Raw genomic sequence first — 24,290 nt, forward strand, 5'->3', positions numbered from 1 at the left:
TGCATGAAATTATTTGAAAAAAGTTTAAAAGTAATAATTAAGGGCTTAAATTATATTTGTGCATTACTTTTGGGTTTAATGGCTGTAATAGTTTTTATTAATGTTATAGAACGTTTTATCTTGTCTTCGTCAATACCATGGGCTGAAGAAGTAGCTCGCTTTTTACTAATCTGGGTTGTCTTTATAGGTGCAGTTATAAATTTCTATTATGACGAACATCTTGGTCTGGATATCTTAACGGCAAGGCTGCATGGTAATTTAAAAAAATTTATTTCGCTTATTGCATATTTAGTTATAACTTTTATTTTAATATTGGTCATTTATTATGGATATCAGTTTTCCGCATTAAGTCTTGATTGGCCTGCTCCAGCAAGTAAAATTCCTTTTGGATATGTTTACATGATTGCTCCAATTTCATGTATGATAATGTTAATTGTATTAATATACAAATTAATTAAATTGTGGGTTAAAGGGGGTGAATAATAATGGTCATAGCTTCTTTTTTAATATCGCTTTTTGCCTTTTTACTTATTGGTGTTCCTGTCTCCTTTTCTCTTTTATTAACTAGCTTTGTGTTGATGCTGGTATTAGATTTGAATACATTTCAGGTTATACCACAAAACATGATTGTTGGTACTGATAACTATGCTTTAATGGCTATACCATTTTTTATGATGGCAGGCGAGATAATGACTGCAGGTGGATTATCGAAAAGAATAGTTGACTTTGCAAATGAACTTGTAGGATATGTGAGAGGTGGTCTTGGCTATGCAACAGTTATTTCAGGGATGATCTTTGCTGGTGTATCTGGAACTGCAGTAGCTGATACCTCGGCAATTGGTTCTATATTAGCACCAGTTATGTTAAAAGAAGGATATGATAAAGAAAAAAGCACAGCTCTTATTTGTGCTGCTGGATGTATTGGCCCTATAATTCCTCCAAGCTATCCAATGATTCTATATGGCGTTTTGGCTGGCGTCTCAATCGCAAAATTATTTTTGGGCGGTTTCTTGCCAGGAATAATTGCCGGACTGGGTATTATGTCGATTTGGTATTTTATTGTTAGAAAAGAGGGCTATCAACCTAAAACCACTATCAAATTTTCTGGTAAAAGGCTTTTAAAAAGTTTTTTAGGAGCAATATGGGCGTTGATTTTACCTGTAATAATTTTGGGTGGTATAGTAAGCGGTGTGTTTACTCCTACGGAGTCGGGGGTTATAGCAGTCTTTTATGCTTTATTTGTATGCTTGTTTATTTATAAAGAACTTTCAATAAAAGACATTCCACAAATTTTAATCAAATCAGCACGTTCTACAGCGGTAGTTATATTTGTAGCTGCTACGGCCTCTTCTGTAGCGTATATGGTAACTGTTGGCCATGTACCACAGGACTTAGCATCCTTTTTACTTGGCATTACCCAAAATAAGTATGCAATTTTACTTTTAATTGACATTCTTCTATTAGCTGTAGGCTGTGTTTTAGACTTGACACCCGCTATGCTTATATTTGGTCCAATATTTGTACCGTTGGTTAAGAGCATTGGTATTGATCCTCTGTTCTTCGGCATAATCATGGTTATCGTACTGTGTATTGGTTTGATTACACCGCCAGTTGGCACAGTCCTTTATGTAGGATGTGGGCTGACGAAAATTACTATGATGAATCTTGCTAAAGCCTTATTACCTTATATACTTCTGTATGTTGCATTATTATTTTTCCTTACATTGATGCCACAATTAGTGTTATTTATTCCAAATCTATTTTAAGGAGATGGTTATCTATTGGAAATATTTGTTAAAATCAATGACAAGACACATAAAGATTTCTTTGGCTTGTTAGAAAACAATCAAGTTTTGAAGGTTAATGGAGATATTTTTACTGAGTACACTGTAACAGAAGAATCATATCCTTTGGATGAAATAAAACTTTCAGCCCCATGTGAGCCCTCAAAAATTGTTGGTATTGGCTTGAACTACAAAGATGCGGTGGAAAAGACCAATGCAAGCACACCTGTAGAGCCAATCGTGTTTTTAAAACCGCCAACGACCATAATAGGTCCATATGACCCTATCATCTACCCTGCAATGAGCAAAGTGGTGACGTATGAGGTAGAACTGGCTGTGGTAATTGGGAAAAAGGCAAAAAATGTTTCTGAAGATAAGGCTTTGGACTATGTTTTTGGTTATACAATTGCCAATGATGTTACTGCTAAAGACCTTTTGGGAAAGTATGGTCCATGGGACATAGGGAAGGGGTTTGATACATTTTTGCCACTGGGGCCCTATATAGTTACAGGTATAGACCCATCTAAACTCAGGATAACTATGAGGCAGAATGGCGTTACCACACAGGATTCATGCACCTGCAACATGATTTTTAGTGTTCCATACCTTATAGGTTATGTATCTAAAATAATGACTTTACTGCCTGGTGACGTAATTATTACCGGCACTCCGGCTGGAGCCTCTGAGTTAAAGATTGGGGATGTACTGGAAGGAAGTATAGAGAACATAGGCACTATTACAAATAAGGTCATAGGAGGATAACGATGGCGAAATATAAGGTTTATGTGACTGACTATGAGTATGAGACGCTGGAAAATGAAAGGAGTGTAATATCGAGGATTGATGCTGATTTTATACCACTGCAGTGCAGAACTGATGAAGATGTTATTAATATGGCGAAAGATGCTGATGCTCTTCTGGTACAGTATGCACCTGTTACAGAGAGTGTGTTCGAGGAGCTAAAGAATCTCAGGATAGTTGTAAGATACGGTGTTGGTGTGGACTGTGTTGATGTAGAGTCTGCTACGAGACATGGAGTGTATATATGCAATGTCCCGGACTATGGTGTTGAAGAGGTATCGACCCATGCCATGGCACTTATTTTAGGGTCCATTAGGAAAATAACAGAAATGTCAAATATTGTTAAACGTGGAACATGGGACTTTAAGCTTTCAAAACCAATTTACAGGACTACTAAATTGACCCTTGGCATAACAGGTTTTGGGAGGATACCGAGAGAGGTTGCAAGGAAGGCCAGGCCATTCGGCTTTAATATCTTGGTATACGATCCCTACGTAAATGATGATATTTTGCATCAATATGAGGTTAAAAGGGTTGAGTTCGAGACACTGCTCGAGGAATCGGATATAATTACTGTGCATACTCCGCTAACAAGGGATACCTATCACCTGTTTGATAAGGAAACATTTTCAAAGATGAAAAGAGGTTCATATTTAGTAAACACATCGAGAGGACCCGTTGTAGACGAGGAAGCACTGGCTGATGCCATTGAAAATGGTGTTCTATCAGGGGCGGCTCTTGATGTTACAGAGAAAGAGCCTCTGGGTAAAGACAGCAGATTGCTATCTTTTGACAATGTGATAATCACACCACACATGGCATGGTACTCTGAAGAGGCTCAGGCAGACCTGCAGAGAAAGGCCGCTGAAGAGGTAGTAAGGGTTTTGACAGGGAATAAACCATTAAATTCTGTAAACATCAGGGATTAATCTTAGGAGGTATAAAAATGCCGGAAGTTGTTACGATCGGTGAAACCATGATACTATTCAGCCCGACATGTACCGGTTCGTTGCAGTATGTCAACTACTTTCAGAAACAGGTAGGCGGTGCTGAATCGAATTTTGCTATTGGGATAGTCAGGTTGGGCCACACTGCTGGCTGGATAAGCAAGGTAGGCGATGACCCTTTTGGTAAATATCTGGTCTCCTTTATACGGGGTGAGGGAGTGGATACAAGCAGGGTAAGGGTCGATAATGAGGCGCCCACTGCTGTGTATTTTAAGGAATTCCACGAGATGAGAAACCCCAAGGTATACTATTACAGGGCTGGTTCTGCGGCGAGCAGGATGAGACCCGAGGACCTGGATGAAGATTATATGTCAAAGGCAAAAATTCTTCATATTACAGGCATAACACCGGCACTGAGTACGAGTGCCAAAGAGACTGTATATAAGTCAATAGAGATTGCCCGTAAACATAACCTTACTATAAGCTTTGACCCAAACATAAGGAAAAAGCTGTGGAGCGAAGAGGAATGCAGAAATACCATACTGGATATAGCTGGTAAGGTGGACATTATAATGCCGGGCATTGAAGAGGCGAGGTTTTTGTTGGGAGAAGGAAGCCCGGAAGACTATTGCAGGAAGTTCCTGGGTATGGGTATAAAGACTGTTGCCATGAAGATGGGTAAGGATGGATGTGTTGTGGCAGAAAAGGATATTATTCAAAGGGTACACGGAAGGGTTATTGATAATATAGTTGACCCTGTAGGTGCCGGGGACGGATTTGACGCTGGTTTTATTACAGGAATCTTAAACGGCTGGGACATTATAGAGTGTGCCAAACTGGCTAATGATGTTGGGGCGTTTGTTGTTACTGTAAATGGTGATGTGGAGGGACTGCCAACGATGGAAGAGGTCATGGAATTTAGAGGAGAACGGAATGTGGTTGACAGATAGCAGTATCAAAGTGGATATCAGTATTTTCAATGGTTCTGAGCGGTGTTATGAAAAGAGGACAACTGGAGCAATCAGGGCGGGACATGGTATTATTGGTTTTGTTGTATAAGTAAAGGAAAAAGGAGTGGTGATTAATGTATAAGTATGAGATTCTTAATCGGTTAATAGAGAATGGTATAGTAGCTATAATGAGAAGGGTAGATAAAGATAGGTTTGATGGGGTGTTAAAGGCCTTGACTGATGGAGGCATCAAATGCGTCGAGGTAACGGCAGACAGCGATGGGGCTTTTGAGTTTATCAGAGATATGGCATCAATGTATGGGGATAGGCTCTGCATAGGTGCCGGGACGATACTGGACCCTGAGACATGCAGGATAGCCATTATATCTGGGGCCCAGTATATTGTAACCCCTACGTTAAATATTGATGTAATCAAGACAGCCAACAGGTATGGGAAACCCTGCATACCTGGAGCCATGACGCCGACAGAGATACTGACTGCATATGAAAACGGTGCTGAGATGGTAAAGGTATTTCCAGCCGGTTCTCTGGGTCCATCCTATTTTAAGGAGGTGCTGGGACCATTATCTCATATACCGCTGATGGCCACAGGGGGAGTAACAATAGATAATATCTCTGAATTCAAGAAAGCAGGGGTTAAAGCATTTGGTATTGGCTCTGCGCTTATAGACAGGGAGGCCGTCAGGGTCGGTGACTTTGATAAGATAGAGGATATAGCAAGAAAATTTGTGGAGGCCTGTGTGCTATGAAAGTCCTTATAACCTCGAAATCATTTGGCCATGGGACTGACGGTGTTAAAAGACTGAAGGAGATGGGGCTTGAGGTGCTCTACGACTATAATGAATTATCAGGTGCGGACATCTGCATTGCTGGTAATGAAAGATGTAGCAGGGATTTTTTTGAGGCAGCCAAGAACCTGAAGCTTTTATGCAGGAGAGGTACAGGTATAGACAATATCGATGTTAAAGAGGCACATAAAAGAGGTATCATTGTAACCAGGGTCGCATCCGTTATGAAAGAAGCTGTAGCAGAGTTAACCTTTGCCCTTATGCTCATATTGTCGAGGAAATTGCTCTTAAATATAGAGGATGCCAGAAATGGCCGTTGGGGAAAGATGATGGGCGTAGACCTTTCCGGTAAGACCATAGGTATTGCAGGCATGGGTGAGATCGGTAGAGAGGTGGCACGGAGGGCCAATGCCTTTAATATGAATATTATTTATTACAACAGGAGCAGAAAGGAGGATGTGGAAAAAGACTATAGGGCAAGGTATGTGAATATAGAAGAGCTTATGAGTTCTGCAGACTTTATTACGTTGCACCTGCCACTTGGTGTGGAAACAATGGGTATCATAAATGCCGACAGATTAAATCTTATGAAAAGGACTTCATATCTTATAAATGTTGGCAGGGGAGCTCTTGTAGATGAGGAGGCCCTGTATTACGTATTAGAAGAGGGCAGGATTGCTGGTGCTGCCAGTGATGTTTTCATAAATGAACCTCCTGTGGGTAGTCCACTTTTAAGACTACCAAACTTTGTGCCGACGCCACATATAGGTTCTGCCACCATTGATACTGCTAAAAAAATGGATGATGCCGTCGTTATGGAAATTGACAGGTTCTTAAAGGGCGAATCAAATATAAACGTGGTATAGGCGTGATTTTACAGAAATAATTTAGTGAGGTATGTTATTGACACGAATGGATGGGGGCTATTGTATTGAAATGTTAATGATGCGTAACAAAAGGGGGTTGGCAAATTGTTTTGGAGGAGTAAGGATATACTGGCCAGGCCGGAATGGTCATTGAACCGGTCGCTGTATAAGTCAATGGGGTATACTGATGAGGAACTGGCCAGGCCGATTGTAGCCATAGTCAATTCTTGGAATACCATAGTACCGGGACATTTTATGCTAAATGATATTGCGAGAGCAGTGAAGGAAGGCGTTATTGCTGCTGGTGGTACGCCGGTAGAGTTTTCTACCATAGCAGCCTGTGATGGTGTAGCCCAGGGTCATCTGGGAATGAGATATATTCTGCCAACAAGGGACCTTATAGCAAACAGCATAGAGATGATGATTCAGGCCCACAGACTGGACGGCATGGTGCTCATTGGCTCATGCGATAAGGTGGTCCCGGGCATGCTTATGGCTGCTGCAAGGTTGGACATGCCCTCTATATTCATAAATGGTGGACCAATGCCCTCGGGGAAATTTAAAAAAGAGAACCCCTATGGTGGAGAGATGGTGGATAGTTCGGCTGTGCAAGAGGGATTGGGTGCCTTACAGGCAGGAAAGCTGACGCTGAATGACTACTGCCTGCTTGAGGATACGGCATGTCCTTCCCCTGGCTCCTGTGCTATGCTGGGGACTGCTAACACCATGTGCTGTGTGGCTGAGGCCATGGGGATGAGCCTGCCCGGCAGTGCCATGATACCGCCGACGGAGGCGCTGAGACTGCGAGCAGCGAAGGAGACAGGGAAGGCTATAATGCAGCTTATTGAAAAGGGTATCACGGCAAGAGATATAATAAATAAAATGTCTATAGAGAATGCCATAAGACTCGCACTGGCCATAGGTGGTTCTACAAACCTGGCCATTCATATCATAGCAATAGCCATGGAGGCTGGGGTTGACCTTACGTTAGACGACTTAGATAGGCTTGCCAGAGAAACTCCGCATGTGGCGGCTATAATGCCGGCGAGTCCGTATGGATGTGCCGAGTTCTACTATGCAGGAGGTGTACCTGCAGTCATGAAACAGATAGAGAGTCTCCTACACAAAGGTGCGTTGACTGTAAATGGCAGGACTGTTGGGGAGAATATCTCCGGTGCAGAGGTTAGGGATGATAGGATTATCAGGAGTATAGATAGTCCGTTCCACAGGGACAGTGGCCTGGCCGTACTTAAAGGAAACCTGGCACCTGATGGCTCTATAACAAAGCCTGCTGCTATATCTGAAGCCCTGTGGCATTTTAGGGGCAAGGCAAAGGTATTTGACAGTGAGCAGGATGCCATAGACTATATAGAGGCAGGAAAGGTGGAAAAAGGTATGGTGCTGGTCATAAGATATGAGGGGCCTAAGGGAGGACCTGGTATGCCTGAGATGTTCAAACCCATGAAGCTTTTAGCCGGCATGGGACTTGCAAAAGACGTTGCTCTAATAACCGATGGCAGATTTTCGGGTTCTAACAATGGATGTTTTGTGGGACATATATCTCCTGAGGCTTTTGAGGGTGGCACCATAGCGCTTGTGAAAGACGGGGATATCATTGATATAGACATAACAAACGGAAGCTTGAATATAGAGTTAAGTGATGATGAGCTTAACGCAAGAAAAAAAGAATGGGTGCAGCCAGAGCCTAAGATTAAGGAAGGATATCTTTACCTGTATTCTAAACTGGCAAGTTCTGCTGACAAGGGGGCTGTGCTGCGATATGACAGGTAGGGAACTGAAGAGTCAGAAACTCAGAGGGGTTGGGTCAGAGATTGACCCTTTGAGGCATGGAATGGACTGGTCTGAAGAGGATCTTGAAAAGCCCCAGATACTTGTGGAGAGTACCTATGGACAGAGTCATCCGGGGAGCTTTCATTTAGATCTGTTGGTAGGTGAAGTGGATAAAGGGGTATGGGAATCGGGCATGAAGCCTGCAAATTCCTATGCTACAGATATATGTGACGGTATAGCCCAGGGACATGATGGTATGAACTTCTCCTTAGCTTCCAGGGAGATAATTGCCGATATGGTAGAGATACATGCTACAGCAGAACCCTATGATGGCCTTGTGTTGATATCATCATGCGATAAGGCAATACCAGCCCATCTTATAGCTGCGGCCAGGCTGGATATGCCTACGATTCATGTGCCGGGTGGCAGCATGATTACAGGCTTTGGCGGCCTCACACTGGAACAGGTAGGGACTTTTGCTGCAGATTATGAGCGGGGAAAGATGTCGGCAGACGAATATAGGTTCTACAAGCTAAACGTATGCCCGTCATGTGGGGCCTGTCAGTTTATGGGAACAGCCAGTACCCATCAGGTACTGGCAGAGGCACTGGGCCTGGCCCTGCCCGGCAGCGCCTTGATCCCAACCTCATTCAATACCCTTGGTAAGATGGCACGCAAGGCAGGCAAACAGATTAAGTATCTCATAGAGAATAACATAACAGCACGTACCATCCTTACCAGAGAAGCGTTTATAAACGCCATCATTGTACATGCGGCAATTGGAGGCTCTACCAATGCACTTTTGCACCTGCCTGCGGTGGCCCATGAGGTGGGGATAGAGCTTGAGCCTGAGGTGTTTGATGAGATAAACAGAAGGATACCTTACCTGGCAGATGTAAAGCCTTCTGGGAAATACCCTACAGAGTATTTTTATTATGCCGGTGGTGTACCTGCGGTTATGAGAGAGTTGAAAGGCTATCTGAATCTGAATGTGATGACAGTTACCGGCAAGACTTTTGGTGAGAACCTAAAGGATTTAGAGGATAGTGGGTACTTTAAACTTTCCGCTGGTTACTTGAGTAAATTCGGGTTAAAAAGAGAGGATGTTATAAGGCCAATAGATAACCCGATACAGTCCAATGGCTCTATTGCAATACTGAAGGGGAATCTGGCTCCTGATGGTGCTGTGGTAAAACACTCGGCAGTGTCAAAGGATATGCTGGTACACAAAGGCCAGGCCAGAGTGTTTGACAGCGAAGAAGATGCCTTGAATGCGATTATAAAGAGGACAGTTAAACCGGGGGATGTCATTATAGTAAGATACGAAGGACCTAAAGGGTCTGGCATGCCCGAGATGTTCTATGCCACGGAGGCATTAGCCTCAGACCCGGAACTGGTCTCTACAACTGCACTGGTCACTGACGGCAGGTTTTCTGGTGCGTCACGGGGGCCATGCATAGGCCATGTATCGCCCGAAGCCGCAGAAGGAGGGCCTATAGCTCTTATAGAAGATGGCGACATTATTTTAATTGATATACCCGGGAGAATGCTGGATATAGTAGGAATAAATGGCAAGGAACTTCTTCCTGAAGATGTTGAGCGCATACTGGTTGAGAGAAAAAACAAATGGATTAAACCTGAAAGCAGGTTCAAGTCCGGTGTGCTGGGTGTGTATTCAAAACTTGCTGTATCTGCAATGAAGGGTGGATATATGGAGATATAATATTCTATCAGGTGCATGGATGTTGCTATCATTCGCAGGTAGACTTCTTGCACCAGGATTAAGAAAGGGATGATCGTAAACATGAGTGTAATTGAAGACTTAATCAAAGATGTGGAAATACCAAAAATGGTTAAGATAAAACAACACTTCAAATCGGACAGGATTGTCCCTGAAGACATTCCTGATGCCATACATCACGAACTGCATAAAGGCGATATCATTGAAAGGATAAGGCCTGGCCAGAGGGTAGGAATTACTGCCGGCAGCCGTGGCATAGCCAATATAGCACTTGTATTAAGAGAGATTGTAAAAAACATAAAATGCGTCGGTGCAGAACCATACATAATCCCCTGTATGGGAAGCCACGGCGGAGCAACAGCCCTGGGACAAAAAGAAGTCTTAGAAAGCCTTGGTATTACGGAAGAGTATACAGGGGCACCCATCCTCTCTTCAATGGAGGTAGTAAAGATAGGAGAGACGGCAAATGGCCTTGACGTATACCTTGATAAGTATGCCTCAACAATGGATGCTATTATCCTCTTAAACAGGATAAAACCGCATACTGCTTTCAGGGGTGATGTAGAAAGCGGCCTTCAGAAGATGATAGCCATAGGACTTGGCAAGCAAAAGGGTGCAGAAACGTGTCACGCAGCGGGTTTTGGCGAAATGCACAGAAACATAACCCAGATAGCTGATGTGGTACTTCAGAAGGTAAACATACCATTTGCCGTAGGCCTGATTGAAAACGCCTATGATGAAACGGCGAAGATAGTTGCACTCAGAAAAGAAGAAATAAGGGCTGAGGAACCAGCACTGTTAAGAATAGCCAAAGAAAATATGCCGCGTATCATGTTTAATGAGATAGATGTCCTGGTGATTGATGAAATAGGGAAGAACATCAGTGGGGATGGAATGGACCCTAATATAACAGGGAGATATCCTACTCCCTATGCATCAGGCGGACCAAAGGTATCAAAGATGGTGGTACTGGACCTTACCAGCGAATCCCATGGCAACGGCAACGGTATAGGCACTGCGGATTTTACAACCAGAAGATTTATGAATAAGATGAAATTGGAAGAGACATATCCCAATGCCCTGACATCCACCGTTACTGGCCCTGTCAAGATACCAATGATATTAAAAAATGACGAACTTGCTATAAAGGCTGCAATTAAGACATGCAACAGAAATCCGGCGGAGGGTATAAGGATGGTAAGGATAAAGAACACACTTAAATTGGAGGAAATATGGATCTCTGAGGCACTGCTCCCGTTGGCCAAGGAAAATAAAGATATTGACATAATTGAAGTTCCTCATGAAATGGATTTTGATGATGAAGGCAACCTGTTCTAAATTTTTCTCTTCTCTTTACTTTGATACAATTTCCGGTTAAAATGTAATTAGAGGAATCGTTTTTCTGGTTCCTACTATGTACGGATGAGGTGGTTAAATTGTTTAAAGGAGTTATTGTCCCAACGGTTACCCTCTTTGATGATGATAGGAAAATAGATTTCAAGGCCAATGAGATTCAGATGAACAGGTTAATAGAAAGCGGTGTGAACGGCCTTTTCTATATGGGTACCACAGGTGAATTTATGCACATGAATACCGATGAGAGAAAACAAATTATCAAATGGGCTGTAGAAGCTGCTGGTAAGAGGGTTCCCATACTGGTTGGGACAGGCTCAACAAACATTTATGAAACGGTGGAGCTTACCAATTATGCAAAAGAAGTAGGGGCAGACGCCGCTGTTGTCATTACGCCATATTATCTGCGGCTTACTCAAGAGGAGCTTTACCACTACTATAGAAAGATTTTTAAACATACTGACATACATATACTTATATATAACTATCCTGACCTTTCCGGAAATAATATATCTCCTCAAACTGTTTCCCACCTTGCCATGGAGTACGAAAATCTGGTTGGTATCAAAGAGACCATTGAGAGTGTTTCACATATCAGGAAGATGATACTGGAGGTCAAGTCTATACGCCCTGATTTTTCAGTATTATGCGGATATGATGACCACACAATCAATACCCTTATCATGGGTGGAGATGGTGTAATAGGTGCACTGGCCAACATACGTCCCGATGTGTTTGTGTCTTTATACAAGGCCTTCATTGCTGGTGATTGGGAATCCATTAGAGAATACAATTCAAAGATATTGAAACTCATGAAGCTGTATGACTTTAACCCGGTGTCTATGGTTGCCTTGAAGAAGGCATTAGAGATATTAAATATTACAAGAAATCCAAAGGTGAGGTTGCCCCATGCCAGCCTTACAGAGGTAGAGGTAAGGGATATACAGAGCATACTGGAGGACATTTAAACGTTCAGGGTGTTGACAATACTTTAATATATGCTATAATATATCACAATAAAAGCGATGAAGAGAAGAGTAACCCTGGGAGGCTTTAAAGAGAGAAGGTACCACCGGCTGAAAGTACCTTTAAGCGACAAACAGGGCGAAGACCATCTCGAAGCTGTGGGCTGAAATATAGTAAGCCTCACCGGCAGAGCCGTTATCTTATTGAGAAGTAATTAGGGTGGAACCACGAAGACCCCTTCGTCCCTGCATGGGATGAAGGGGTTAATTTTATTGTGAAGGAGTGATTTTGTATGGTTAAAGTGACATTGCCAGATGAAAGCATAATAGAGGTAGAAGAGGGCACAAGAGTGATAGATGTAGCAAAGATGATAGGTAGTAGCCTGGCAAAAAATGCCTTGGGTGGTATGGAGGACAACCGTGTAGTTGGGCTAAGGCACCCTCTGAATAAGGATTGCCGTTTAAGGATACTCACATTTGAGGATGAAGACGGCAGAAGGATACTCAGACATACTGCCTCACACGTCATGGCACAGGCAGTAAAGAGACTTTTCCCGGGAGCAAAGCTGGCAATTGGTCCGGCAATTGAAACGGGTTTTTACTACGATTTTGATATCGATAGGCCCTTTACGCCTGAAGATTTTGCAGCCATAGAGGCAGAGATGAAGAAGATTGTTGAGGCAGACTATCCAGTAATAAGGGAAGTAAAGACAAAAGAAGAGGCACTGCAGTTTATGAGAGAAAAGGATGAGCCGTATAAGGTAGAGCTTATAGAGGCACTTCCTGATGATGCTACAATCACCTTTTATACTCAAGGGGAATTCACTGACCTGTGTGCGGGCCCGCATCTGCCATCCACTGGCATGGTAAGGGCGTTTAAACTGCTCTCTGTAGCGGGTGCTTACTGGAGGGGTGATGAGCATAACAAGATGCTGCAGAGGATATACGGCACAGCCTTTGTAAGACAAAAGGACCTGGATGATTACCTGAATATGTTAGAAGAGGCTAAAAAGAGAGACCACAGGAAACTGGGCAAGGAGCTGGATCTCTTCAGCATACAAGAAGAGGGGCCTGGCTTTCCTTTCTTTCATCCTAAAGGGATGATCCTGCGAAATGAACTGGAGGATTTCTGGAAGGCAGAGCATATTAAGAGAGGCTATCAGGAGATCAAGACCCCTATAATATTAAATGAGGAACTGTGGCATCGTTCGGGACACTGGGACCACTATAAAGACAACATGTATTTTACAACAATAGATGAGGCTACCTACGCTATAAAGCCGATGAACTGCCCTGGCGCCATACTGGTCTACAATACCCATCTTCACAGCTACAGGGAACTTCCCATAAGGCTTGCTGAGCTGGGATTGGTCCACAGGCACGAGCTTTCTGGCGTTTTACACGGCCTCATGAGGGTGAGGTGCTTTACTCAGGATGATGCCCATATATTCATGACGCCTGAGCAGGTAAGGGATGAGATACTTGGTGTGATTGACCTTGCAGATTATGTCTACAATCTTTTTGGATTTGACTACCATGTTGAGCTCTCCACAAGGCCGGAAAATTCTATGGGCACCGATGAGCAGTGGAACATGGCTACAGATGCTTTGAGAGACGCATTAGAGGCAAAGGGGATAAACTATAAGGTGAATGAGGGCGATGGCGCATTTTATGGGCCAAAGATTGACTTCCATTTAAAAGACAGCATAGGCAGGACATGGCAGTGCGGTACCATACAGCTGGACTTTCAGATGCCCGAAAGGTTTGACCTGGTATATATTGGGCCGGATGGTGAAAAACACAGGCCGGTAATGGTTCACAGGACAATCCTTGGTAGCATAGAGAGATTTATAGGAATCCTCACCGAGCAGTTTGCAGGGGCCTTCCCTGTGTGGCTGTCACCAGTTCAGGTCAGGGTTATACCGATTACAGACAGGCATAAGGATTATGCGGCCTGCGTATTAAACAGGATAAGAGAGACAGGGATAAGGGCTGATATGGATGACAGGAATGAAAAGGTAGGGTACAAGATAAGGGAGGGTGAAATGCAGAAAATACCGTACATGCTGATTGCAGGAGATAAAGAGGTGGAAGCCAGTGGTGTCTCAGTGAGAGAAAGAAAAGGCGGAGACATGGGATGCATGAGTCTGGATGCCTTTATAGATATGGTGAAGGAGAAGATAAATACTAAGGCTATAGATTAGAGCGGGGTATTTCCCCGCTTTTTTATGGTATAATCTTGAATGGAGGTGGTATTTGTGCCAGGAGTAAAACATGGGGGCGATATATATTCCATAGCGAGAGAATATGGTTTTAAGCCTGAGGATATTTTAGACTTCAGCGGGAATATAAACCCGCTGGGTATGCCTGAATCGGTAAAGAGGGCAATAATAGAGAATCTCGATATCCTTTCCAAGTATCCCGATCCTGAGTATCTGGATTTAAGGCAGGCGATCTATAAGTACTCGGGAGTTAGACCTGAAAATATTATTGTGGGAAATGGTGGCACAGAGCTGATATCCCTTTTCTTTAAGATCTTAAACCCCCGATCTGGGTTGATACTGATGCCCACATACTCTGAATATGAGAGGGAGATTATGATAAATGGTGGTAGATACGAGTACTACAGATTGAAAGAAGAGAGGGACTTTGTACCTGAGGTGGATGATATAATAAATTGCATAGCAGGTCATGATCTTTTGGTTGTATGCAATCCAAATAATCCAACCGGCCAGGCCATTTATACTGACGATATGATAAAAATTTTAGCGAAGGCTAAAAAATGTGGCTGCTTTGTCTTTGTAGACGAGACATATGTCGAGTTTGTAGAGGATATTGATAGTGTAAGTGCAGCCAGACTTGTGAATGAATTTGACAACCTGTTTATAATAAGGGGTATTTCCAAGTTTTTTGGCACTCCTGGTCTAAGGATAGGGTATGGACTTACAAGTAACAAAGAGATCATGGAAAAGATGCTCTTCATAAAGGACCCATGGACTGTAAGTTCTATAGCACAGGTTGCTGGCCAGGCCGTATTTGGTGATATAGAATATCAGGAGAGATCTAAAAAATTGATCAGGGAAGAAAGAGAATATATTTCTAAAGAAATGAGCCGCTTTACAAATATAAAAGCTTACAATACTACAGCTAACTTCTTTTTGTGCAAAATACTGGATAACCACAGTGCCTCTGCTTTAAGGGAACATCTTTTAAGATATGCCATGGATGTGCGGGATGCGTCAAATTTTCCGTATCTCAGTGATGCTTTTTTTAGATTTTGTATACTCGATAGGGAAGATAACGAGAAATTAATAAAATTACTTAATGTTTTCTTTAACTGATGTTGACAGCTTCAATATAAGATGCTAAAATTGTTTTGAACAATAAAGTAGAAGCATCCGCTTCTCACCCGACCTTCAGGCTACGGGTCAATACATGTTTTGATGTATTGGAGCGGGTGTTTTACCTGCTTTTTTATTGGGAAAAATTAGGAGGTGTATTTTTATCAGCAAAGAACTTCAGGTTAATGAAGAGATTAGAGACCATGAAGTGCGTCTTATTGACGTAGATGGAAAACAGCTTGGGATAATGTCGTCAAAAGAAGCCCTTGCCATTGCAGAAGAGAAACATTTAGACCTGGTCAAGGTATCTCCAGATGCCAAACCGCCTGTCTGCAGGCTGATGGATTATGGCAAGTACAGGTATGAACTCAGTAAGAAAGAAAAGGAAGCCCGTAAGAAGCAGAGGGTTATCAATGTAAAAGAAATCAGGATGAGACCTTCTATAGAAGAGCATGACTTTATGGTAAAGGTCAAGAGTGCAATCAGGTTTCTGGAAGATGGCGACAAGGTAAAAGTAACTATCAGGTTTCGTGGTAGAGAAATGGACCATGCTTCTCTTGCAGAAGAGCTTTTATACCAGTTTGCAGACAAGCTAAAGGAAGTAGGAAAAGTTGAAAAAAAACCGGAGTTAGAGGGCAAGAATCTAAGTATAGTGGTTTCACCAATCAATGCAAAATGAGGAGGAATATTTATGCCAAAAATGAAGACCCACAGGGGTGCAGCCAAACGCTTCAGATATACAAAGAATGGCAAAATAAAAAGGTTTAAGGCTTATAAGAGCCATTTGCTGAGCGGTAAAACCAGAAAGCGGAAGAGAAATCTTCGCAAAGCTACACTGGTGCATGCCTCAGATATGAAACGAGTAAAGATTTTATTACCATATGCAAAATAGGAGGAGTTATATATGGCTAGAATAAAGGCAGGCAAGGTGACACATAAGAGACATAAAAAGATCTTAAAACTGGCAAAGGGATATTACGGGGCAAAGAGCAAGAGATTCAGGATGGCAAATCAGGCTGTCATGAAGTCTCTTCAGTATGCATATATTGGCAGGAAGCTTAAGAAGAGAGATTTCAGAAAACTCTGGATTACCAGGATAAATGCTGCGGCCAGAATGAATGGCATTTCGTACAGCAGACTGATAAATGGCCTTAAGCTGGCAGGGGTAAATATCAACAGGAAGATGTTGGCAGATATGGCCGTCAATGATTCTAATGCGTTTGCTGAACTGGTGGCACTGGCAAAAGAAAAGCTAAATGCATAAAGGCCTTATGGCCTTTTGTAGTTTTCAGCATGGAAGGTGATAAAATTTTAGTAAATATCAAGAAATTAATAAGACCATGGATACAACCCACAAGGGTTGTTGTTTTCAGTTTTGGAGTTCTAATATTAGCAGGTACTATCTTGCTTATGCTTCCAATTTCGTCAAAAAGTGGTGATGTTACACCGTTTATCAATGCACTTTTTACTGCTACTTCAGCAGTTTGTGTAACAGGGCTTGTTGTGGTAGATACAGCCAGTTACTGGTCAACCTTTGGACAGTTTGTTATATTGTGCCTCATACAGGCAGGCGGGCTTGGCACGATGATGATAGTTACTATGTTTGCGCTTCTTATGGGGCGTAGGATTAGCTTGCGAGAGAGACTTACCATGCAGGAAGCATTTAACCAGTATTCCATGGCAGGCCTTGTCCGGCTGGCTAAGGAAATAATGGAGGTAACCATCATATTTGAAGGGATTGGGGCCCTGGTCTTATTTATAAGGTTTTTAAGAGAAATGCCGCCTGTCAAAGCCATTTATTATGGTGTATTTCATGCTGTTTCTGCTTTTAATAATGCAGGTTTTGACCTTATGGGCGGGTTTAATAGTTTTACTGGATATACAGAAGATATTGTTATCAATATTACGCTCATGGTCCTTATAGTTGTTGGTGGCATAGGCTTTACGGTAATAGTAGATATAATCCAGCGGAAAAAATTCAGAAAACTAACCCTGCATTCAAAGCTTGTAATAACGATAACTATATTTTTAATACTAGCATCATCTATAGTATTCTTTATACTTGAACACAACAATGCTGCTACAATGGGAAAACTGAGCCTAAAGGGCAAGATACTGGCTTCGCTATTTCAGTCAGTAACACCGAGGACGGCAGGTTTTAATACGATACCAGAGGACAGTATGAGGACAGCAAGCATTTTTACTACCCTGATCCTTATGTTCATAGGGGCATCACCTGGTGGTACTGGAGGTGGAATTAAAACATCCACCTTTGGGGTAATCCTGTTTACTGTTATATCGATAATTAATGGCAGAGAAGATACCGAGATATATAAGAGGAGAATCCCTAAGTTTGTTGTATACAGGTCCCTGGCCATAGTTTTTATCTCAATGCTCATAGTTATGGGCACTACCGCTGTTTTGTCAATTGTTCAAGATGCGGATTTTATGACCTTGCTGTTTGAGTCTACATCAGCCTTTGCTACTGTGGGACTGAGTTTGGGTTTAACCCCTCACCTTACAACAATAGGGAAAGCATTCATTATTTTTAATATGTATGCTGGAAGAGTGGGGCCACTTACACTTGCTCTGGCCATAGGGCACAGAAGGAAAAATATAAATGGCTATAAATATCCAGAGGAAAAGATTATAGTAGGATAGAAGGTGAAATAATGAAACAGTTTGGAGTTATAGGGCTTGGCAGGTTTGGATTCAGTGTTGCCACCTCTCTTTACGAGATGGGATATGATGTACTTGCAGTAGATATTGACGAGCAGATTGTTCAGGACATATCAGACCGGGTTACACATGCGGTGCAGGCTGACGCTACAGATGAGAACATTATAAGGTCACTGGGCATAAGGAATCTGGATGTTGTAATTGTAACAATAGGTTCTAATATTCAGGCCAGTATAATGGTGACCATGATAGTAAAAGAACTGGGCGTAAAATTTGTTGTTGCCAAGGCACAAAGCGATTTACATGCCAAGGTCCTTTACAAGGTCGGGGCTGACAGGGTGGTGTTTCCAGAGAGGGATATGGGAATCAGGGTAGCGAGAAATCTTGTATCATCCAAGGTTTTAGACTATATTGAATTATCAAAGGATTACAGTATCGTGGAGATAGAACCTATGATAGAGTGGATAGGCCTGTCACTAAAAGAGATAGGTATACGCCAGAACCATGGCCTTAATGTGGTGGCTGTGAGAAAAAATAAAGAGGATATAGTGGTGTCTCCAGGTCCAGAGTATGTGATAAATGAGGATGATATACTGGTGGTTATAGGGGAAAATCGCAACCTGCGCAAGTTTGAGAAAAAGGATGAGGGAGAATGATTGTCATCTCAAGCAGGCAGAACCCTCTTGTCAAAAAAGTCATTTCTCTGAAACAGAAAAAATGGCGGGAGGAATACAGAAAATATATAATTGAAGGCTTGAAAAACGTGCGCGAGGCCTTAAGCTTTGGAGTGGATATAGACTATATATTCATAGACAGTGGACAGGATTCACTTATAGAAGAATTTGCATATTTAACCGACAGAGTAATCCTTGTGGCTGAAAGCATTTTTAAAGAACTAAGCGATACAAAAACGCCGCAGGGTGTAATAGCATTAGCTTCATTTTATTCCTATTCCTTAGATAATATCCTCAGGGATGGGAATATTTTTTTAGTGCTGGACAGGATTCAAGACCCCGGCAATATGGGCACACTTATAAGGTCGGCAGATGCTTTTGGAGTAGAGGGAATACTGATATCTAAGGGCAGCGTTGATATATATAGCCCTAAGGTTGTCAGGGCGGCTATGGGTTCTATCTTCCATGTACCTTTTGTATATGCTGATATATGGGAAATAATAAAAACGTTGAAAGAGAACAAGATAGTGACACTGGCAACAACCCCATACGCAGAAAAAAATATAAGGGATGCATATATAAAACCTCCTGTGGCCATATTTCTTGGGAATGAGGCCAATGGTCTTGACGGAAACATCATTGATGCATGTGATGAAAAGGTAAGGATATATATGAAAGGGAAGGCGGAATCGCTCAATGTATCTATAGCTGGTTCAATAATTATGCATGAAATTCTATTAAAAATTCATAGATAAAAAGAGGAAATTTCGTCTTTTCGGCGAATATATATAAAATATATATAATATATCCAATTTTAAAGAAAATGGAGGGATTAGTTTATGAAGAATTTTTTTGTGTTTTTTGTAGTCTTAATTATGGTTCTTGCTTTTGTTGCCGGATGCGGAACACAACAGACTCAGCAGCAGGCACAACAAGGCGAAACCCAAGAACAGAAACCTGCTGAACAGAGGTTTTTAAACATTGCCACAGGTGGTACAGCAGGTACCTATTATCCGCTTGGTGGTGCTATGGCAGATATATGGAAAAACAATATACCTGGGCTCAATCCATCTGTGCAGAGCACAGGAGCAGCTGTGGCCAACGTGAATATGCTCAAGGATGGCAGTGTAGATGTGATATTTGTGCAGAATGATATTGCATATTATGCCTTCAGCGGCGAAGAGATGTTTAAGGACAATAAATATGAAGATATCAGAGGGCTTGCGTCTCTTTACCCTGAGACCATTCAGATTGTGGCCTTGAAAGATAAAAATATCAAAACTGTTGCTGATTTAAAGGGGAAAAGGGTAGCTGTAGGTGCTGCTGGTAGCGGTACTGAGGCCAATGCGAGGCAGATATTAGAAGCCGCAGGACTGTCATATAATGATATAAATGTACAATACCTGTCCTTTGGTGATGCTGCAAACAATATGAAGGATGGCAATATTGACGCTGCTTTTGTCACTGCAGGGATGCCGACTGCCGCAGTCACAGATATTTCTGCGACAAAGGATATTAATATCGTTGAGATAGGCGATGATATTGCAGATAATCTGATTAGAAAGTATCCCTTCTATGTAAAGACAACCATTCAAGGTGGCACCTATAAGGGGCAGGATTCAGATGTAAAGACTGTGTCTGTCATGTCAATGCTGGCAGTATCAAAGGATATGGATGAGGAACTTGCATATAACCTTGTTAAGTCACTTTTTGAGAATACAGACAGGTTAAAGGCTGCTCATGCTATGGGTGTGAAGATTACTATTGATACAGCAAAAGAGGGTATGTCTATAGACCTTCATCCTGGCGCTGCAAAATATTATACTGAACAGGGCAAATAATTCAGGAGGCCGGGCATTGTCTGATCAATGCCCGGAATATAAATGACAGAGGGGAAAATAATTTATATAATCATTCTATTAGTTTTTTTGTTGATGATTGGATTTTATTTAGCCAGGATTGATGTATTAAGTGTTTATGACCAGACCACAGGTAAGTTGCTTTTCGAGGTGCCTCTTTTAGATGATAGGTTTTCGCTTTGGTATATTCATTCAATACAACTTACCCCATCCTACGAGAACTTTATGGTCAAGAATGGAAAAATGATACTCTATGAGACAGTATACGAGACAGTGGGTGTAGGATTGCCATCAATCAATGAGGGTAGTTTCTATATGAAGGATGGCAAGATGGTGATGAAATTGCACAGGGAATTTAAAGAAATCCTGTTGAGGATATATCCAAAGCCGGACAATTCAATTGTCGTCAGAGGCAAAAAGTTCAGGTTAATGAATTATGCAGGTTCTGAAGATCTTATACGGTTGAGTATTCATAAAGGCTATAATCCTCTATACTTAATTTGGCAGAAAGTGAGGTCATGACATGGAGAGCAGAGAAAATGAGACAGTAGACATCCAGGAATTCATGTCTAAGGTTGATAGAGAGTCTGATTACAGAAAATTAAAAGGCTTTGCCGGGCGTTTTGTGTGGGCGTTAGCCATAGCCTTTTCTGTGTTTCAGGTTTATACGGCAGCCTTTGGAGTCTTAGATGCCATGATACAGAGGTCTATACACTTAGGGTTTGGCCTTTCATTGATATTTTTATTATATCCTGCCAGAAAGTCCTGGCCCAGAAACAGGCTTCACTGGTTTGACGTCCTTTTGTCGGTTCTGGGAGCGGCAGCGCCGGCCTATATAGTAATATTTTATAAAGACCTGGTACTCAGGGCAGGTACAGTAACAACCACGGATATGATAATTGGTGTCATAGGCATACTGTTAGTGCTGGAGGCAGCCAGAAGAATAGTGGGTTGGCCGATGGTTATAATTGCACTGATTTTTTTGTCCTATGCCTTTTTAGGGCCATATGTGCCGGGTGACCTTGCCCATAGAGGGGTGACTGTCTCAAAACTGGTGGGCCATATGTTTTATACCACAGAAGGCATATTTGGCATTCCGCTGATGGTATCGTCTACCTTTATATTCCTGTTTATACTCTTTGGAGCCTTTCTGGAAAAGACAGGCATGGGTAAGCTGTTTATAGACCTTTCCAATGCTATTGCGGGTTGGGCTGTGGGCGGACCGGCCAAGGTTGCGGTTTTGTCCAGCGGTCTTATGGGCACAATCTCTGGCAGTTCTGTTGCCAATGTGGTTGGTACAGGCAGTTTTACCATACCAATGATGAAAAAATTGGGTTATAAACCTGAATTTGCAGGGGCGGTCGAGGCAACCGCTTCAACGGGAGGCCAGCTTATGCCACCTATAATGGGTGCAGCAGCCTTTCTCATGGCTGAGTTTGTCGGCGTACCGTATTTGAGGATAGTTACTGCTGCCATAATTCCTGCTATACTCTATTATACCGGTGTATGGATAAGCGTTGACCTTGAAGCTAGGAGGCTTGGTCTGAAAGGAATGAGCAGAGAGGAAATCCCTAAACTCAAGGATATAATCCTTGAAAGGGGCCACCTGCTTATACCCCTTATAGCTATAATATGGCTCCTTGTAAGTGGATATACCCCTATGAGGGTGGCACTCATAGCTATCCTCTTAGCTGTTTTATGCAGTATCTTGAGGAAGAATACCAGGATAAGACCTGTGGATATAATAGATGCCCTGGAGCAGGGTGCCAGATCGGCTCTCGGTGTTGTCGCTGCAACTGCGTGTGCAGGCATAATAATTGGGGTTGTTACTTTGACAGGACTGGGGCTTAAGTTTGCCACAACAATGGTTGACGCAGCCCAGGGGAATTTGTTTTTGACATTAATATTTGTAATGTTTGCTTCTCTTGTGTTGGGGATGGGTGTCCCTACCACGGCCAATTATGTGATAACATCGACCATAGCAGCGCCGGCCTTGATACTCATGAAGGTTCCTACTTTGGCGGCACATATGTTTGCGTTTTATTTTGGGATAGTTGCGGACATAACACCACCGGTTGCTTTAGCTGCATATGCGGGGGCCGGCATAGCACGGGGGAATCCTATGAAGACAGGTATAAACGCTACAAAAATAGCTATAGCAGCGTTCCTGATACCATATATTTTTGTCTATAACCCTCAAATGCTGTTGATTGATGCGCAGCCTTTAGAAGTTATCTGGATGATAATAACGGCATGTATAGGTATGTATGGTGTGGGTGCCTCAATGATCGGCTATATGCTCACCAATGCTTCAATAATAGAGAGGGTTTTGATGTTTGTTGGTGGCGTATTGATGGTTACACCAGGCCTCAGTACTGATTGTATAGGTTTTGTATTGCTTCTTTCCATATTTATTTTCCAGAGGAGAAAAAAAGCATTATTAGCTAAGGGTGCATAAAAAACGGATTGCAAAGGGCAATCCGTTTTTTATGGTTTAGATTACAGAGAATAGCAGTAATAAAACTGTCAGGATGATTATAAAGACAGCAGTAATCCATGCAATAATATTAAAAGTTTTAGAGTTTACATATTCACCCATAAGCTCTTTATTATTTGCCAGCTTTATTATAAATATGAGGATTATGGGAACCAGTATACCATTTATGACCTGAGATACAAGCATAACCTCAATAAGGTTAACACTGAAAAGTGTTATTACACCCGCACCTATAATAATCAGTATTGTATAAAGAGAATAGAAGATGGGGGCTTCAGAAAATTTATTGTCCAAGCCACTTTCCCACCCAAAGGCTTCACATATTACGTATGATGTGGAAAGTGGAAGTACACTGGCAGCCATTACAGAGGCCCCAAAGAGACCTATGCCGAAGAGAAATGTTGCATATTTTCCGGCCAGTGGCCTTAATGCTATGGCTGCATCCGCTGCTGTGTTTATTGATATGCCATGAGTGTTAAGCGTCGCAGCTGTGGTGACAATTATAAAAAAGGCAATGAAGTCGGCCATTATTGCCCCTGTATAGACGTCTAACCTTTCGTATTTATAATGTTTTATTGTTATTCCCTTATCCACTATACTTGATTGAAGGAAAAACTGCATCCAAGGGGCAATAGTGGTGCCTACCATGCCGATAAACAACTGTATAAAATCACGGTCCCACTCAAAAGAGGGGACAAAAGTGTCATGCAGCACGATATTCCAATCGGGCTTTACTATAAAAGCGGTTATTATATAAGTAAACAAGGCAAGAGAGAGGGAGAGGAAGAACTTTTCCACAGAGGTATAATTTCCCCTTATTACTATAAACCATATTATTATGGCCATTATGGGCACAGAAATATACTTACTTATGCCAAACAGTTCCATGCTTGCTGCTATACCTGCAAATTCAGATATAATTATAGTGATATTGGCAATAAGCAGGGCTAACATGGCAAGAAAAGTCCACCTTACGCCAAACTGCTCACGTATGAGTGCTGAGAGTCCTTTGCCTGTGACGGTGCCCATCCTGGAGCACATCTCTTGGGCTACAGCGAGGCTGAACGTCATGAACAAAAGCCCCCACAGCATTTTATAGCCGTATGCTGAACCTACAGTGGCATATGTGGCTATGCCGCCTGCATCGTCACCGGCAGCGGCAGCAACCAGGCCAGGCCCTATTATGCTTAAGAAGGTTAAAATATTTTTCAGTTTATTGTCCCCAGCCCGCAT

At 42.3% G+C, this 24,290-nt stretch carries 24 protein-coding genes and 1 other annotated feature; of the genes, 23 read left to right on the plus strand and 1 reads right to left on the minus strand.

The features are described from left to right. Positions 1-3 precede the first annotated feature (3 nt). The 23 genes from FWJ32_RS04035 to FWJ32_RS04140 all read left to right on the plus strand — a co-directional run bounded on the left by FWJ32_RS04035 (position 4) and on the right by FWJ32_RS04140 (position 23,018). Positions 4-483 (plus strand): TRAP transporter small permease, encoded by a 480-nt coding sequence (locus FWJ32_RS04035; protein ID WP_149544688.1) that lies wholly within the window; start codon positions 4-6, stop codon positions 481-483. Between the two features lie 2 nt (positions 484-485). Further along, the gene (locus FWJ32_RS04040; RefSeq protein ID WP_149544689.1) at positions 486-1,766 is read left to right on the plus strand and encodes a TRAP transporter large permease; all 1,281 of its coding nucleotides are present in this window, start codon (positions 486-488) and stop codon (positions 1,764-1,766) included. A gap of 15 nt (positions 1,767-1,781) precedes the next feature. After that, on the plus strand, positions 1,782-2,546 hold the full coding sequence (locus FWJ32_RS04045; protein ID WP_149544690.1) for a fumarylacetoacetate hydrolase family protein: 765 nt from the start codon (positions 1,782-1,784) through the stop codon (positions 2,544-2,546). 2 nt (positions 2,547-2,548) lie between these two features. Then, positions 2,549-3,514 (plus strand): C-terminal binding protein, encoded by a 966-nt coding sequence (locus tag FWJ32_RS04050; RefSeq protein ID WP_149544691.1) that lies wholly within the window; start codon positions 2,549-2,551, stop codon positions 3,512-3,514. A gap of 17 nt (positions 3,515-3,531) precedes the next feature. Further along, positions 3,532-4,482: a sugar kinase gene (locus FWJ32_RS04055; RefSeq protein WP_149544692.1), complete on the plus strand. Its 951-nt coding sequence runs from the start codon at positions 3,532-3,534 to the stop codon at positions 4,480-4,482. Then, positions 4,466-4,591 carry a hypothetical protein gene (locus FWJ32_RS13680; RefSeq protein ID WP_275266230.1) on the plus strand — a complete coding sequence of 42 codons (126 nt, stop codon included), beginning with the start codon at positions 4,466-4,468 and terminating at the stop codon, positions 4,589-4,591. Before FWJ32_RS04055 ends, FWJ32_RS13680 begins: the two co-directional genes overlap by 17 nt. 25 nt (positions 4,592-4,616) lie before the next feature. Then, a complete protein-coding gene (locus FWJ32_RS04060; protein ID WP_149544693.1) occupies positions 4,617-5,252 on the plus strand; it encodes a bifunctional 4-hydroxy-2-oxoglutarate aldolase/2-dehydro-3-deoxy-phosphogluconate aldolase in 636 nt (211 codons plus the stop codon). Further along, the gene (locus FWJ32_RS04065) at positions 5,249-6,157 is read left to right on the plus strand and encodes a 2-hydroxyacid dehydrogenase (protein WP_149544694.1); all 909 of its coding nucleotides are present in this window, start codon (positions 5,249-5,251) and stop codon (positions 6,155-6,157) included. The genes FWJ32_RS04060 and FWJ32_RS04065 overlap by 4 nt, the downstream gene beginning before the upstream one ends. Positions 6,158-6,262: 105 nt before the next feature. Beyond that, complete coding sequence (gene ilvD, locus FWJ32_RS04070; RefSeq protein ID WP_149544695.1) at positions 6,263-7,948, plus strand: dihydroxy-acid dehydratase; 1,686 nt, start codon at positions 6,263-6,265, stop codon at positions 7,946-7,948. Beyond that, on the plus strand, positions 7,938-9,671 hold the full coding sequence (gene ilvD / locus FWJ32_RS04075; protein ID WP_149544696.1) for a dihydroxy-acid dehydratase: 1,734 nt from the start codon (positions 7,938-7,940) through the stop codon (positions 9,669-9,671). The genes ilvD (FWJ32_RS04070) and ilvD (FWJ32_RS04075) overlap by 11 nt, the downstream gene beginning before the upstream one ends. A gap of 81 nt (positions 9,672-9,752) precedes the next feature. Next, positions 9,753-11,027, plus strand: coding sequence for a nickel pincer cofactor-dependent isomerase, group 22 (locus FWJ32_RS04080; RefSeq protein WP_149544697.1), 1,275 nt, complete (start codon positions 9,753-9,755; stop codon positions 11,025-11,027). Positions 11,028-11,125: 98 nt separating this feature from the next. After that, a complete protein-coding gene (gene dapA / locus FWJ32_RS04085; protein ID WP_162523487.1) occupies positions 11,126-12,010 on the plus strand; it encodes a 4-hydroxy-tetrahydrodipicolinate synthase in 885 nt (294 codons plus the stop codon). 48 nt (positions 12,011-12,058) lie between these two features. Further along, positions 12,059-12,258, plus strand: a binding site (T-box leader). A gap of 42 nt (positions 12,259-12,300) precedes the next feature. Beyond that, positions 12,301-14,211: a threonine--tRNA ligase gene (thrS, locus tag FWJ32_RS04090; protein WP_149544699.1), complete on the plus strand. Its 1,911-nt coding sequence runs from the start codon at positions 12,301-12,303 to the stop codon at positions 14,209-14,211. Between the two features lie 54 nt (positions 14,212-14,265). Beyond that, positions 14,266-15,348, plus strand: coding sequence for a threonine-phosphate decarboxylase CobD (cobD, locus tag FWJ32_RS04095; RefSeq protein WP_162523488.1), 1,083 nt, complete (start codon positions 14,266-14,268; stop codon positions 15,346-15,348). 163 nt (positions 15,349-15,511) lie between these two features. Further along, the gene (gene infC, locus FWJ32_RS04100) at positions 15,512-16,027 is read left to right on the plus strand and encodes a translation initiation factor IF-3 (protein WP_238988786.1); all 516 of its coding nucleotides are present in this window, start codon (positions 15,512-15,514) and stop codon (positions 16,025-16,027) included. Between the two features lie 12 nt (positions 16,028-16,039). Beyond that, positions 16,040-16,240, plus strand: a complete 201-nt coding sequence (gene rpmI, locus FWJ32_RS04105; RefSeq protein ID WP_149544702.1) for a 50S ribosomal protein L35 — start codon at positions 16,040-16,042, stop codon at positions 16,238-16,240. 12 nt (positions 16,241-16,252) lie between these two features. Further along, a complete protein-coding gene (rplT, locus tag FWJ32_RS04110) occupies positions 16,253-16,612 on the plus strand; it encodes a 50S ribosomal protein L20 (protein ID WP_149544703.1) in 360 nt (119 codons plus the stop codon). Between the two features lie 29 nt (positions 16,613-16,641). Then, positions 16,642-18,009, plus strand: a complete 1,368-nt coding sequence (locus FWJ32_RS04115; protein ID WP_149544704.1) for a TrkH family potassium uptake protein — start codon at positions 16,642-16,644, stop codon at positions 18,007-18,009. An 11-nt stretch (positions 18,010-18,020) separates the two neighbouring features. After that, positions 18,021-18,683, plus strand: coding sequence for a potassium channel family protein (locus FWJ32_RS04120; protein WP_149544705.1), 663 nt, complete (start codon positions 18,021-18,023; stop codon positions 18,681-18,683). Next, positions 18,680-19,456 (plus strand): TrmH family RNA methyltransferase, encoded by a 777-nt coding sequence (locus FWJ32_RS04125; RefSeq protein ID WP_149544706.1) that lies wholly within the window; start codon positions 18,680-18,682, stop codon positions 19,454-19,456. The genes FWJ32_RS04120 and FWJ32_RS04125 overlap by 4 nt, the downstream gene beginning before the upstream one ends. Before the next feature lie 84 nt (positions 19,457-19,540). Next, on the plus strand, positions 19,541-20,542 hold the full coding sequence (locus tag FWJ32_RS04130; protein ID WP_149544707.1) for a TAXI family TRAP transporter solute-binding subunit: 1,002 nt from the start codon (positions 19,541-19,543) through the stop codon (positions 20,540-20,542). 93 nt (positions 20,543-20,635) lie between these two features. Further along, a complete protein-coding gene (locus FWJ32_RS04135; protein ID WP_162523489.1) occupies positions 20,636-21,082 on the plus strand; it encodes a DUF1850 domain-containing protein in 447 nt (148 codons plus the stop codon). 1 nt (position 21,083) lies between these two features. Further along, positions 21,084-23,018 (plus strand): TRAP transporter permease, encoded by a 1,935-nt coding sequence (locus FWJ32_RS04140; RefSeq protein WP_149544709.1) that lies wholly within the window; start codon positions 21,084-21,086, stop codon positions 23,016-23,018. A gap of 36 nt (positions 23,019-23,054) precedes the next feature. Here the strand turns inward: FWJ32_RS04140 and FWJ32_RS04145 are convergent, their stop codons facing one another. Continuing rightward, complete coding sequence (locus tag FWJ32_RS04145) at positions 23,055-24,290, minus strand: Nramp family divalent metal transporter (protein ID WP_149544710.1); 1,236 nt, start codon at positions 24,288-24,290, stop codon at positions 23,055-23,057.

Source organism: Calorimonas adulescens, assembly GCF_008274215.1.
GTDB classification, from domain to species: Bacteria; Bacillota; Thermoanaerobacteria; order Thermoanaerobacterales; family UBA4877; genus Calorimonas; species Calorimonas adulescens.